Source organism: Bradyrhizobium sp. WBAH42 (assembly GCF_024585265.1).
Taxonomy (GTDB): Bacteria; Pseudomonadota; Alphaproteobacteria; order Rhizobiales; family Xanthobacteraceae; genus Bradyrhizobium.
The window spans coordinates 5,155,504-5,168,461 of record NZ_CP036533.1; the positions used below are offsets into that span (position 1 = coordinate 5,155,504).

General features: G+C 65.6%; 13 protein-coding genes. 4 read left to right on the top strand and 9 right to left on the bottom strand.

Annotation, left to right across the window (positions count from 1 at the left end):
• Window positions 1-88: 88 nt before the first annotated feature.
• From DCG74_RS24105 to DCG74_RS24130, 6 genes are read right to left on the bottom strand one after another with little or no spacing between them, the layout of a single operon-like run.
• The gene (locus DCG74_RS24105) at window positions 89-904 is read right to left on the bottom strand and encodes a cytochrome c (RefSeq protein ID WP_172789078.1); all 816 of its coding nucleotides are present in this window, start codon (window positions 902-904) and stop codon (window positions 89-91) included.
• Window positions 904-2,526: a b(o/a)3-type cytochrome-c oxidase subunit 1 gene (locus DCG74_RS24110; protein WP_172789077.1), complete on the bottom strand. Its 1,623-nt coding sequence runs from the start codon at window positions 2,524-2,526 to the stop codon at window positions 904-906. Before DCG74_RS24110 ends, DCG74_RS24105 begins: the two co-directional genes overlap by 1 nt.
• Window positions 2,513-3,082, bottom strand: a complete 570-nt coding sequence (locus DCG74_RS24115; RefSeq protein ID WP_172789076.1) for a cytochrome C oxidase subunit II — start codon at window positions 3,080-3,082, stop codon at window positions 2,513-2,515. Before DCG74_RS24115 ends, DCG74_RS24110 begins: the two co-directional genes overlap by 14 nt.
• Window positions 3,079-3,255, bottom strand: a complete 177-nt coding sequence (locus DCG74_RS24120) for a hypothetical protein (protein WP_172789075.1) — start codon at window positions 3,253-3,255, stop codon at window positions 3,079-3,081. Before DCG74_RS24120 ends, DCG74_RS24115 begins: the two co-directional genes overlap by 4 nt.
• A gap of 16 nt (window positions 3,256-3,271) precedes the next feature.
• The gene (locus tag DCG74_RS24125) at window positions 3,272-4,513 is read right to left on the bottom strand and encodes a cytochrome c (RefSeq protein ID WP_172789074.1); all 1,242 of its coding nucleotides are present in this window, start codon (window positions 4,511-4,513) and stop codon (window positions 3,272-3,274) included.
• An 8-nt stretch (window positions 4,514-4,521) separates the two neighbouring features.
• Complete coding sequence (locus DCG74_RS24130; protein ID WP_175421764.1) at window positions 4,522-5,229, bottom strand: c-type cytochrome; 708 nt, start codon at window positions 5,227-5,229, stop codon at window positions 4,522-4,524.
• A gap of 899 nt (window positions 5,230-6,128) precedes the next feature.
• On the opposite strand from DCG74_RS24130, the gene DCG74_RS24135 reads away from it, so the two are divergent.
• Window positions 6,129-6,911, top strand: a complete 783-nt coding sequence (locus tag DCG74_RS24135; protein ID WP_172788968.1) for a mechanosensitive ion channel family protein — start codon at window positions 6,129-6,131, stop codon at window positions 6,909-6,911.
• Between the two features lie 6 nt (window positions 6,912-6,917).
• On the opposite strand, the gene DCG74_RS24140 is transcribed toward DCG74_RS24135, so the two are convergent.
• Together DCG74_RS24140 and DCG74_RS24145 are read right to left on the bottom strand one after the other, a co-directional pair.
• On the bottom strand, window positions 6,918-7,526 hold the full coding sequence (locus DCG74_RS24140; protein WP_157284384.1) for a CinA family protein: 609 nt from the start codon (window positions 7,524-7,526) through the stop codon (window positions 6,918-6,920).
• Between the two features lie 4 nt (window positions 7,527-7,530).
• Complete coding sequence (locus tag DCG74_RS24145) at window positions 7,531-8,712, bottom strand: bifunctional 2-C-methyl-D-erythritol 4-phosphate cytidylyltransferase/2-C-methyl-D-erythritol 2,4-cyclodiphosphate synthase (RefSeq protein WP_172788967.1); 1,182 nt, start codon at window positions 8,710-8,712, stop codon at window positions 7,531-7,533.
• A gap of 277 nt (window positions 8,713-8,989) precedes the next feature.
• Here DCG74_RS24145 and dusB point away from each other — a divergent pair, with 277 nt between their 5' ends.
• From dusB to ntrC, 3 genes are read left to right on the top strand one after another with little or no spacing between them, the layout of a single operon-like run.
• Entirely contained in the window at window positions 8,990-9,991 is a 1,002-nt protein-coding gene (gene dusB, locus DCG74_RS24150; protein WP_172788973.1) for a tRNA dihydrouridine synthase DusB, read from the top strand.
• The gene (locus DCG74_RS24155) at window positions 9,988-11,163 is read left to right on the top strand and encodes a nitrogen regulation protein NR(II) (RefSeq protein WP_172788966.1); all 1,176 of its coding nucleotides are present in this window, start codon (window positions 9,988-9,990) and stop codon (window positions 11,161-11,163) included. Before dusB ends, DCG74_RS24155 begins: the two co-directional genes overlap by 4 nt.
• 9 nt (window positions 11,164-11,172) lie before the next feature.
• Entirely contained in the window at window positions 11,173-12,615 is a 1,443-nt protein-coding gene (ntrC, locus tag DCG74_RS24160; protein WP_172788965.1) for a nitrogen regulation protein NR(I), read from the top strand.
• Between the two features lie 165 nt (window positions 12,616-12,780).
• Here the strand turns inward: ntrC and DCG74_RS24165 are convergent, their stop codons facing one another.
• The gene (locus DCG74_RS24165) at window positions 12,781-12,927 is read right to left on the bottom strand and encodes a hypothetical protein (RefSeq protein WP_172788964.1); all 147 of its coding nucleotides are present in this window, start codon (window positions 12,925-12,927) and stop codon (window positions 12,781-12,783) included.
• Between the last annotated feature and the right edge of the window lie 31 nt (window positions 12,928-12,958).

A 12,958-nucleotide genomic window follows, 5' to 3' on the forward strand; every position in this document is an offset into this window, starting at 1 on the left:
TGCGAGGAGCCCTTGCGACGAAGCAATCCAGAATCCCTCCGCGGAAAGATTCTGGATTGCTTCGCTTCGCTCGCAACGACGGTGAGGCTCAATCCACCGCCTTCACCACATCCGGCGGCTGCGAGGCGTAATACGCCGCCGCCTGCTCGATATCCTGCGGCGTCATCGCGCGCGCGATGTTGCGCATCTGCTGACTGATGTCGTTGCGGCGCTCGCCTGATGCGAAGGCCTGGAGCTGCGCCTTCATGTACGTCTCCGATTGTCCTTCGAGCCATGGGCTACCGGTCTTGTTGTCGAGGCTGCCATGGCAGGAGCCGCAAGGCGCGATCCCGCGCATCGGCGCGCCATAGATGACGATGTTGGGCTTCGGCAGTTGCGGCGTCGGATGATAGGCCGGCAGCCGCGGCAGATAGGCATAATAGTGAGAGAGATCGGCGATCTCCTGGTCGGTCAGATTGACCGCAAACGGCGACATCACGGCATTGGTGCGCGCGCCCGAGCGGAAGTCGTGCAGCTGCTTGTAGATGACCGCGGCATACTGGCCCGCAAGGTTGGGGGAGTCCGCGCGACTGATGCCGGTCGGGCCGTGACAGATGGCGCAACGCTGTGCCAGCGTCGCGCCGCGGCCGATCGCCTCCTGGCTCGGCCGTGAGAGCGTATTCGAGGTGAGCACGACGTCGGACAGACGCTTGGTCTGCTCGGGCGCCGTGACGGTTGCCGCGCGCTGTGGCAGGCCGGCGGCGCTACAGATCGCATCCCAGACATTGGCGAACTGGACCCAGGGCTGCGCGAACGGCAGCACGATGAAGCCGCCGATCGCGGTCACGATGAGGATCGCGGCGGTGATGCCGACAGCCGTCGTAAAATGCGGGTTACGGAAGCTGAAGAGGTCGCGCGCACTCATCACTGCGCTCCCACATAGACGGCCGGCACCGAGGTGCCTTCGTTCAGCGCCAGCGTCAGGATCGGGTAGCCGTAATTGGTGAGGGTGAGCGCGATCATCAGCCCGACCCACAGGGCGTAGGTGTTGAGCGCGACCGGCACGGTCGCCGGCTGGTGCACGGCCAGCGCAAACCGATAGGGCCCGGCGTCAGCCTGCGGCGCGCGCATGCCGCGCGCAAGAATGACCAGGAACAGAATACCCGAGGTCAACAGGATGAAGCCGCCGATGGCCGAAAGGGTCACGGACAGCGCCTGCGGCGAGATCGCTGGATCGGCGAAGTCGAAATAGGCCATGCGGCGCGGCATGCCCAGAATGCCGACCCAGTGCCACGGGAAGGTGGTGACCATCATGCCGACGAACCAGAGCCAGAGCTGGGTCCGGATCAGGCGGAGATCGATCAGCTCGCGGCCGGTCAGATGCGGCCACAGATCATAGGCGATCGCGAAATACATGATCACGATGGCGCCGCCGAAGATCAGGTGGAAATGTCCGGTGATCCACTGCGTGTTGTGGATGGACGCATCGAGCTGATAGCTCATGTTGATCAGGCCGCCGGCTCCGCCGAAGCCGAGCATGACGAACGAGAAGGCCAGCGCCAGCATCATCGGATTGTCCCAGGGCAGGGCCCTGATCCAGCCGAACAGGCCGCGCCCGCCGCGCAGCCGCGCAGCGATCTCGACCGAGGCGCAGATCGTGAACACGGTCAGCAGCGTCGGCAGCGCGACCAGCGCGGTGAAGGCCGAATGGATGAACTTGAAGCCGGCGCCGACCTGCGGATCGGCAAAGGTATGGTGCATGCCGATCGGCATCGCGACCACCAGGAACAGGATGAAGGAGATGCGAGCCATGGTGTCGGAATAGACGCGCCCGCCGATCGCGCGCGGCACGATGGTGTAATAGGCAATGTAGGTCGGCATCAGCCAGAAATAGACGATGGCGTGCAGCGTCCAGGAGAAGAACACGCGGGCAAGGCCGGCATCGATTGTGCTCTTCAGGCCCGCCGCGACCGGAATGATCTGGAGCAGCAGCTCGAGCGCGGCGCCGACTGCGGTCCAGGCCCATAAATAGGAGCCTGCGACATTGGCGAACATGGCGAGCGGCACCGGCGCGCCGGGATGGGCCTTGCGCCAGACGCGCAAATTGATCGACATCAGCGCGACCCAGACCCACGAGCCGACCACGACCAGCACGACGCCGAGATAGTAGAAGACGTTGCCGATCAGCGGCGGATAGAAGGTGTAGAGCACCGAAGCGCGGCCGAGCGCGATCGGGATCACCGCCATGATGCTGCCGGCGACGATCAGCCAGAACCCGGTCCAGGCCCAGCGCACCCCGACCAGGCGCTGCTCCAGCGCGGACTCAGCTATGGCATAGCCAAAACCCATCGCGACCAGCGTCGGGAAAACGTAGCCCATCACCGTGCCATGCGCGGTCAGCGAGCGGTAGTACAGTTCGGGATTGGACAGCCAGGTGCCGATCGGGCTGCGGATGAACATCTGCCAGGCGCCGAGCGCGAGCGCGATGCCGAACACGGCAAAAGCGAGCCAGAAATGAGCGAGGATGAGCTTCCTATTGGCCAACACAGCTCAGCCTCCCGCCACCCTTCGCACGACCGGCGAATTCGGCCTTGTCGATCACCTTGACCTTGCCCCACATGCCTTCGTGGCCGAAGCTGCAAAACTCCTGGCAGGGCATCAGATAATCGCCGGTCTTCGTGAAACGCATGAGCTGTTCGGAGATGTAGCCCGGGACCAGCATGGCGTTGACGTTGGTGCCCTGGATCAGGATGCCGTGCACGACGTCGGCGCTGGTGGCGCGCAAGGTGATCGGCGTGTCCGCAGGCACCAGGATGCAGGCCGGTGTGAAGGAATATTGCTGGCCGATCGCGCGCACGGTCACATTGCCGTTCGCCTCGAGCACGCTGCCGAGATTGCTCTCGACGAATTCGCCTGAGAGATGCAGCCGGGATGGATCGGTCGTTTCGACGCGCGGCTGCGGCATGGTCGCGCGATGGATACCGGCGAATGCCGCGAGCAGCGCCATCATCACGATGATGATCACGGCAATGGTCGCCCAGCGCCGCTCGACGCGGGCCGCGACCTCGGCGCTGGCGCTGGCGTGAGTGTCCTGGGCGCTCATTGCAGCGGTCCGCGCGGCAGGAAGACGAACAGGTAGAAGGCAAACCACATTGCGACGACGCAGGCCGTGGCGATGCCGGCAAGCACGATCGCCCCGGACGGGCCTTGGGCGACGACCTCGTCGACCGCCTGGTCGGCGGCGGCTGGGCTGGTCGGCGGGTCGGAATTGATCATGACGGATCTCTGGGTCTCAGTTCAGCGGAGCGGAGCGCAGCTCGTTGGCCTCGCGCGCCGAGACCGGCGTGCCGCGATTGCCCCAGGCGGTACGGATGTAGGAGACGACGGCAGCGATCTCGTTATCGGACAGAAGCCCCGCGAACGGCGGCATGCCGTAGGGCATCGGGTTGCCCTTGGTGCCCGGCGGATAGCCGCCATTGAGCACCATGCGGATCGGATTGACCGCCGACTGCATCTCGATCGACTGGTTGTTGGCGAGCGGCGGCCAGTGCGGCGGCTTGCCTTCGCCCTGAGCGCCGTGACAGCTCGCGCAGTGCTTGTCGTAAACGGTCTTGCCGAGGCTGATCAAGAGGCTGCTCTCGCTGGTCGGCAGCGTCGAGCTTGCCGGCGGCGACGGCGAGGGCTCCGCAATGCTCTTGAGGTACACCGCCATGGCGCGCGTGTCCTCGTCGCTGAGATATTGCAGGCTGTTGTGCACGACCTCGGCCATCGGGCCGTAAACGACGCCGCGCATGGAGACGCCGGTCTGGAGCAGGTCGGTGATGTCCTTGATGCTCCAGTCGCCGAGCCCCGCTTCGCGATTTGAGGTGAGGGACGGCGCGTACCAGTTTTGCATCGGGATCAGGCCGCCCTTGAAGGCGTCCGATTGCGAGGTGCCGCCGAGCGCGTTGATCGGCGAATGGCACATGCCGCAATGGCCGAGGCCCTCGACGAGATAGGCGCCGCGATTCCATTCCGCCGATTTCTTCGGATCCGGCTTGAACTCGCCCTCGGTGAAGAACAACGTGCGCCAGCCGAGGATGAGCTGGCGATTATCGTAGGGGAAGCGCAGCTCGTGCGGCTTGTTCTTCTGGTTCACAGGCTGAATCGAGCGCAGATAGGCGTAGATCGCGTCGCTGTCGGCGCGCGTGACCTTGGTGTAGGAGGCGAACGGCATCGCTGGATAGATCAGCCCGCCGTCCGGGAAGCGGCCGCTGTGCATGGTCTTGTAGAAATCGTCGGCGCTCCATTTGCCGATCCCCGTGTCGGGATCCGGCGTGATGTTGGAGGTGTAAAGCGTGCCGAACGGGGTCGGCATAGGCCGGCCGCCGGCGAACAGGCGTCCCTCGGGTGCAGTGTGGCACGCCGTGCAATCGCCGGCGCGGGCGAGATATTCGCCGCGCGCGACGACATCGCTGCTCTTGTCTTGCGCGTGCGCAATTGTCGTGAGCGCGACGATGGCAAAGAGCGTGATCGACAGTTTCGAGACCATCATCCGCCTCGTCAGTTGGGCTGGCTGCCGCAGCCGAAGGGCAGGGCGTAGGTGCCTCTCGGGAGGGGGGCCGGGTTGGCGGGCGCAGGCCGCGTCGCGAGCCAGGCGGCCACGGCCGTCACGTCGGCCTCGGTGAGATGACCGGCGACGAGCTGCATGCAGTCCGGCGACTTGGCCGTACGGGTGCCGTAACGCCAGGCGCCGAGCTGTGCGCTGATATAGGCGGCGCGCAAGCCCAACAGGCCGGGGATGCCTGGCTGCATGCCGGTCAGGTCGGGGCCGTGGCAGCTCACGCATGCCGGAATGTTGCGATTGGCATCGCCGCTGGTGGCGAGCTGTTCGCCCTGTGCGAGGACGTCCTTGCTGACCTCGCTCGGCGTCGGCTGCGGCAATGGCGGATGCTCGTTGGCAAAATACTCCGCCATTGCCTGAAGATACGGATCAGGCAGAAACTCCAGGAGATAGTTCATCGGCGGATATTTGCGCCGGCCGCTGCGGAAGGCGAGAAGCTGGTTGTAGAGATAGCCGGCCGGCTTGCCCGCGAGGCGCGGGAAATAGACGTCGCTGGTGCCTTCGCCCTTGTTGCCATGGCAGGGCGTGCACGCCTCCACCCGCGCTGCCATCGTGTCCGGCGGCTGGTTGGCCATTTGCGCGGACGCACCATCAATGGCGGCCAAAGTGATGATCACGGCGGCCGAGGCCGCGACGCGAGCGAACAATTGCGTCGCCCTCCACGATGCTGGTCCGGTTGATTCCGGAGCACAGCCTAAGTCGGCATTATTGCGCCAATATTTTCCCGTGCAAGATCGGACACCAGCGATGAGGTTTGGTCGCGCCGTTCGCATGGGCGTTCCGATCGGTATCGACGAATTTGCGTGCTTTCTGAAAACGGAGCATAACGCTGCAGCCTCGCGACAGTTCCTGCCCGAGCTTTGCGTTGTCATGACGCCCTTAAATGTCAGAAGGCGCAGGGAAGACCGGGTGCCGGCCGGGCACCCACGGTCCACTGTGCGAAGGTTGCGCTACAAGAGGCTGCACAGCGGCATACAGGTGAAGCCCAACAACCGGCCTTCCCTGCGCAGTGGTTTGACGGCTTATGCCGAGCTCTCCCCGGGGAGCGATGCACTATTGCCCCCGTCGCCTTGCCGATAGCTGACGCGCGCGTCCGGTTGGACCGCCACATCACCGCAAGACTTGGCGCACAGACCCCGGGCGCCAGGACGACACGGTTTTGCCGTACGCAAATCACACCGGTCGTGTGCGCGACGGTTTTCGCTCACGGTTGCCCGCCCTGCGAACCCTTCGCGCCGATGTGACATGCGTCCACCGCAGCTCACCCCGCGTTCGTGACGATCGCGATACGCCCCTCTGACAAGGGATGAGGTGCGACGAGAATGCGACAAAGCCGAAATTCTGTAAAGGCGAATATTTTCGTTGCGGGTGGTTGACCGGCCGTTTGTGTGTTTTGCCCGTCGGGCAACGCAAGATCTCGTAAGGTGGATAGCCGAAGGCGCAATCCACCATACCAAGAGTTTCCTCCCGTGTTCCGCCTCAGCCGTCGCGGGGATCATTTCGCATTGCGGCGCGTTCTCAACCGACAGTCCGGGTTGGAGCCGCCATGACCATCAATTTCGACACGCTGAAAGCGTCGCTCGTCCTGTACGGGCTGAACGCGATCTACGCGATCCTGTTGCTCGCGGTCGGCTGGTATCTGTCCGGCGCGATGCAGCGTTTCGTCACGCGAGTCCTCAGCGTCACGCACCGCGTCGACCCGCTGGTGACGCTGTTCGTGGGCAGCCTTGCGCGCTATGGCGTCCTCGCGGTCGTCGGCATCGCCGTGCTGCAGCTCTTCGGCATCCAGACGGCGAGCCTGGTCGCCGTGCTGGGCGCGACCTCGCTCGCCATTGGTCTCGCCTTGCAGGGCACGTTGTCCAATCTCGCCGCCGGCGTGATGCTGCTCTTGTTCCGGCCCTTTCACATCGGCGACGACGTCGAGGTCGCCGGCAAGGCCGGCAAGGTGAGGTCGTTGTCGCTGTTCATGACCGAGCTGGTCGCGCCCGACAACACGCAGATCCTGTTGCCGAATGGACAGGTCTGGGGCGCGGCCATCATCAACCATAGCGCCTATCCCGGCACGGGCGAGGTCAAGGTGACGTTTCCGGTCCCCGCCGGCGCGGCCAATACGCTGGCCGATCGCATCCTGAAGGAATTGCGCAACGACTCCCGCATGGACGAGCAGGCTGCGCCTGCCGTCTCCGTCACCAAGGTCCTCGATGTCGCCAATCCCGCGGCACCGATCCTGGAATTGACGGTTAGCGCAAAGGCGAAGCCGTCTGAAGCCGACGCGGTCAAGCAGTGCGTGCTCGATCACGCGAGCGCGTTGCTTGCGGCGGCGGCCTGAGGCGTTTCATCCCCGCGGCGAACGTGGCGGCCGGCGCTTCACCACATGCCGGCGCGGCGAGCGGGTCACGCGGGGGCGGAGGCGGCTTGCCGCGGCACGTTGCGGCTTGGCCGCGACTTGCGGGCCGCGGGCCAGATCCATCAGCATGCGCAGCGCCTCGACGACCGAGCGGGCGCGCACCGCGCTGCGGCCGATGGCGCCGAAGCGGTGCTCGCGGTGGATGATGCGGCCGTCGCGCGCGGCGGCGGCGAAGTGCACGAGACCGACCGGCTTGCCGGGCGTGGCGCCGCCCGGGCCGGCGATGCCGGTGATGGCGACGGCGAGATCGACATCGGCGCGCTCCAGCGCACCGATCGCCATCGCGGTCGCGGTCTCCTTGCTCACCGCACCGAAATTCGCAAGCGTGCTCGCCTCGACGCCAAGCATCGCGCGCTTGGCCTCGTTGGAATAGGTGACGAAGCCGCGGTCGATGACATCGGACGAGCCGGGGATGTCGGTCAGCGCGCCCGCAACGAGACCGCCGGTGCAGGATTCGGCGGTCGCGATCGTCAGCTTGCGCATCCGACACAGATCGAGCAGCGAGCGGGAGAGGGCGCGTGCGTCGCTGCCGCCCATGGCCTTACACGCCCCAGGGCAGGCGGATGGTGGCGCTCGCGGTGGCCGCGATGCCTTCCTCACGGCCGGTGAAGCCGAGCCGCTCGCTGGTGGTCGCCTTTACCGCGACGCGCGAGATCTCGACGCCGGAGATCTCGGCGATGCGCGCGCGCATGGTGTCGCGCAATGGACCGATCTTCGGCCGCTCGCAGATCAGCGTCACCTCGAGATTGGCGACGCGGCCGCCGCGCGCTGCGACGCGCTCGATGGCATATTTCAGGAACTGGTCGGAGGAGGCGCCCTTCCATTTCGCATCGCTCGGCGGAAAGTGCGAGCCGATGTCGCCGTCGGCGAGCGCGCCGAGAATGGCGTCGACCAGCGCATGCAGGCCGACGTCGCCGTCGGAATGAGCCAAAAAGCCCTTGGTGTGCGGCACGCGCACGCCGCAGATCATGACATGATCGCCTTCGCCGAAGGCGTGCACGTCGTAGCCGGTGCCGATCCTGATGTCGCCAAGCTGGGCGGCCAGGCGCGCTTCCTCGCGCACGAAATCCTCGGGAGTGGTGAGCTTCATGTTGGCAACATCGCCTTCAAAGGTTGCGACCGTCAATCCCGCCCATTCGGCAATCGCGGCATCGTCGGTGAAATCCGAGCGTCCATCCCTTGCCGCGCGACGATGCGCCTCGAGGATGACGTCGAAACGAAAGGATTGCGGCGTCTGTGCGATTCGCAAGGAAGCGCGGTCCGGCGTGGCCTCGACGTTGCCGCTCTCGCCCGTGACCTTGATGGTGTCGGTGACGGGAACAACGGGGATCGCAGCACCGGTGCGGCCCGCCGCCTCGATCGCGCGCGAGATTACGCCTTCCGAAACGAAGGGCCGCGCGGCGTCGTGGATCAGCACGATGTCCGGCTTGTGCTTGGCCAGTGCCTCGAGGCCGGCGAGCACCGAGGCCTGCCGCGTCGCGCCGCCATTGGCCGGCGGCTCGTGCCTCAGCCCTGCGACCGCTGCCGTGAACATGGCATTGTCGTTGGGGTTCACCACCGGCTGCACCGCGAATACGTCAGCGTGGCGGCTGAAGGCCTCCATGGCGCGACGGATCACAGGCATGCCGCCGATCTCGCGATATTGCTTCGGCCCGCCGGCGCCGGCGCGCAATCCACGCCCGGCTGCGACGAGGACGACCGCGGTGCGCTGTGATTTCGCCATAGGACTCAAATACTCAGTTGCCAATAAAGGAGCAGGGGATGATTTGCCGGCATGCCTCTAGCACGGCAGGCCCGCAAAAAAAGGGGGTTTCCCCGGATTGTGGGAAACAGCATTTTGCTGCACTGCACTTGAAAGATCTACAGAACTGTCTAAACTGTAGGCATGACGCTTGACTGCACAAGAATTGTGCGCAAGATAGATCATGGCAGGCGCGATGAGGCCCTGCCCAGTCAACGAGACCCCCGTGACCGGCTCGGCAGTATCAGGCTCTAAGCCGTTGAAAATAGGCGATATTGAAGTCGCCGCCCCGGTCTTCCTGGCACCGATGTCGGGTGTGACTGACTCGCCCGTCCGCCGGCTGGCTGCCGAGCTTGGAGCCGGTCTCGTCGTGTCCGAAATGACTGCGAGCGATGAGCTCGCCAACGGCCACCGGATGTCCCGGTTGCGCTGCGAAGCCACCGGCATCGGCCCGCACGTGGTCCAGCTCGCCGGCTGCGAGACGCACTGGATGGCCGAAGGCGCCCGGATCGCCGAAGCGGAAGGCGCCGATATCATCGACATCAACATGGGCTGTCCCGCCCGCCACGTCACCGGCGGCCAGTCCGGCTCGGCCTTGATGCGCGACCTCGACCATGCCGTCAGCCTGATCGAGGCGACGATCGCGGCGGTGAAGGTGCCGGTGACGCTGAAGATGCGTCTCGGCTGGGACGACCGCAGCCGCAACGCGCCGGAGCTGGCGCGGCGCGCGGAGGCCGCCGGGGTCAAGCTCGTCACCGTCCACGGCCGCACCCGCTGCCAGTTCTACAAGGGCGAGGCCGATTGGGATGCGATCCGCGCCGTGCGCGAGGCCGTCTCCATTCCGCTCGTCGTCAACGGCGACATCACCTCCTACGAGAAGGCGCTCGCGGCATTGGACGCCTCGGGCGCCGACGCCGTGATGATCGGCCGCGGCGCGCAGGGCCAGCCCTGGCTGCCGGGCCAGATCGGCCGCCGCCTGAAAGGCGGCGCCGAGGAAGCCGCGCCCTCGCTCGAAACGCAGCTGCATTATGTCCGCACGCTCTATGACGGCGTTTGTGCGCTCTATGGTCTGCGCATCGGGCTGAGGCACGCCCGCAAGCATCTGGGCTGGGCGCTCGACGTCGCCGCGCAGGCGAGCCGTGCGCCGGCCGAGAAGCTGAAATCCTGGCGGCAGAAAATCCTGGTCTCGGAGGATCCGCGCCTCGTTCACGATTCACTGCAAGACGCCTTCGACGACTTCGCATGGAGCGCTGCTGCATGAGCTCAGCCGCTGAACATCGTCGGCCGCTTCAGTCCGACAGCGACGCCATCCTGGATGCCTTGCCCAACCCCGTGCTCATGATCGGGCCGGACGGCAAGATCGTCGCCGCCAACATCGCCACCGAAGCCTTCTTCGAGATCTCGACGCAATTCCTGAAGCGGCAGTCGTTGAAGGAGCTGGTGCCGTTCGGAAGTCCGTTGCTGGCGCTGATCGACCAGGTGCGCTCGTCGAACTCGCCGGTCAACGAATACAAGGTCGATCTCGGTACGCCGCGCATGGGCGGCGACCGCCAGGTCGACCTGCATGTCGCGCCGCTCACCGAGCGGCCCGGCCACATCGTGGTGATGCTGCAGGAGCGCACCATCGCCGACAAGATGGATCGGCAGCTCACCCACCGCAGCGCAGCGCGCTCGGTGATAGCGCTAGCAGCGATGCTCGCGCACGAAATCAAGAATCCGCTGTCGGGCATTCGCGGCGCGGCACAGCTGCTCGAGCAGCAAGCCTCGTCCGAGGACCGCATGCTGACGCGGCTGATCTGCGACGAGGCCGACCGCATCGTGACGCTGGTCGATCGCATGGAGGTGTTCGGCGACGAGCGCCCCGTGGTGCGCGGCCCCGTCAACATCCATTCGGTGCTCGATCACGTGAAGCGGCTGGCGCAGTCGGGCTTTGCCCGCAACATCCGCTTCATCGAGGACTACGATCCGTCGCTGCCGCCCGTGCTGGCGAACCAGGACCAGCTGATCCAGGTGTTCCTCAATCTCGTGAAGAACGCCGCCGAAGCGTTGATCGACGTGCCCGACGCCGAGATCCAGCTCACCACCGCGTTCCGTCCCGGTGTGCGCCTGTCAGTCCCCGGTCAAAAATCCCGGGTATCCCTTCCGCTCGAATTCTGCGTGAAGGACAACGGACCCGGCGTGCCCGACGATCTTCTGCCCAACCTGTTCGACCCCTTCGTGACCACCAAGCAGACCGGCTCGGGTCTCGGCCTGGCGCTGGTTGCCAAGATCGTCGGCGATCACGGGGGCATCATCGAATGCGAATCTCAGCCGCGCAAGACCACCTTCCGCGTGCTGATGCCGATGTATTCCACATCGGTGAAACACGCCGATCAAAGCAGTCGCGACGGCTCTGCCGGGAAGTCGTCGCCTGCGTCACAGGGGGCAAAATGAGGATTAACAATGCCCGCAGGTAGCATTCTCGTAGCCGATGACGATACCGCCATCCGCACCGTTCTCAATCAGGCACTGTCCCGCGCCGGTTACGAAGTGCGGCTGACCGGCAATGCCGCGACGCTGTGGCGCTGGGTCAGCCAGGGCGAGGGCGATCTCGTCATCACCGACGTGGTGATGCCGGACGAAAACGCCTTCGACCTGTTGCCGCGGATCAAGAAGATGCGGCCGAACCTGCCCGTCATCGTCATGAGCGCGCAGAACACCTTCATGACGGCGATCCGCGCCTCCGAGCGCGGGGCTTACGAATATCTGCCGAAGCCCTTCGACCTCAAGGAGCTGATTGCCATCGTCGGCCGCGCGCTCGCCGAGCCGAAGGAGCGAACCTCGACGCCGGACGAGGACGCCGAGATGGAGGCGATCCCACTGGTCGGCCGTTCGCCGGCGATGCAGGAAATCTACCGCGTTCTGGCGCGCCTGATGCAGACCGACCTCACCGTGATGATCACGGGCGAGTCCGGCACCGGCAAGGAGCTGGTGGCGCGGGCGCTGCACGATTACGGCAAGCGCCGCAACGGCCCGTTCGTCGCGGTCAACATGGCGGCGATCCCGCGCGATCTCATCGAGTCCGAATTGTTCGGCCACGAGCGCGGTGCCTTCACCGGCGCCAACACCCGCGCCTCCGGCCGCTTCGAGCAGGCCGAGGGCGGCACGCTGTTCCTGGATGAGATCGGCGACATGCCGATGGAGGCGCAGACCCGCCTGCTGCGCGTATTGCAGCAGGGCGAATACACCACCGTCGGCGGCCGCACCCCGATCAAGACCGACGTGCGCATCGTCGCGGCCTCCAACAAGGATCTGCGCGTCCTGATCCAGCAGGGCCTGTTCCGGGAAGACCTGTTCTTCCGCCTCAATGTCGTGCCGCTGCGGCTGCCGCCGTTGCGCGAACGCATCGAGGACCTGCCGGATCTCGTGCGGCACTTCTTCACGCTGTCCGAGAAGGACGGACTGCCGCCGAAGAAACTGGATACGCTGGCGCTGGAGCGGCTGAAGCAGCACCGCTGGCCCGGCAACGTGCGCGAGCTAGAAAACCTCGCCCGACGCCTCGCCGCGCTCTATCCGCAGGACGTGATCACGTCCTCCGTCATCGATGGCGAGCTCGCACCGCCCTCGGTCAGCCCGGGCGCCGCGGTCCAGCAGGGCGTCGACAATCTCGGCGGCGCCGTGGAGGCGTATCTGTCCTCGCACTTCCAGGGCTTCCCGAACGGCGTGCCGCCGCCGGGCCTCTATCACCGCATCCTCAAGGAGATCGAGGTGCCGTTGCTGACGGCGGCGCTCGCCGCCACCCGCGGCAACCAGATCCGCGCCGCGGACCTGCTCGGCCTCAACCGCAACACACTGCGGAAGAAGATCCGGGACCTCGACATCCAGGTGTATCGGAGCGGGGGGTAATCTTTCGAGGCGGCCGGTGGCTCAGCTCCCCCTACCAAGGCAGAGCTGAGCCTGTCCGGATCGCGCTGGCCGTTGTGGCTGACGCGGTGAGCAGAAGTCCGCGCTGGGTCCAAATGTTCCGGTCGTCCATTTAAATTTGTTTGGCCGCAGCGCGCGGCATCACATCTATCTGACCAGCCGCCCAGATGCCGGCATCACGCTGGCGAGAGTCACCGGGTCCTGCTTATGGCCGAGGCCGTTGACCAGGAGGTCGGAGGCCACGATCAGCAGCAGAACGGCCGAAACCATCGTCGCGAGACAGATCTTATCCATGCTGATCAAGCCGGAATGGCGGGCATCCGTT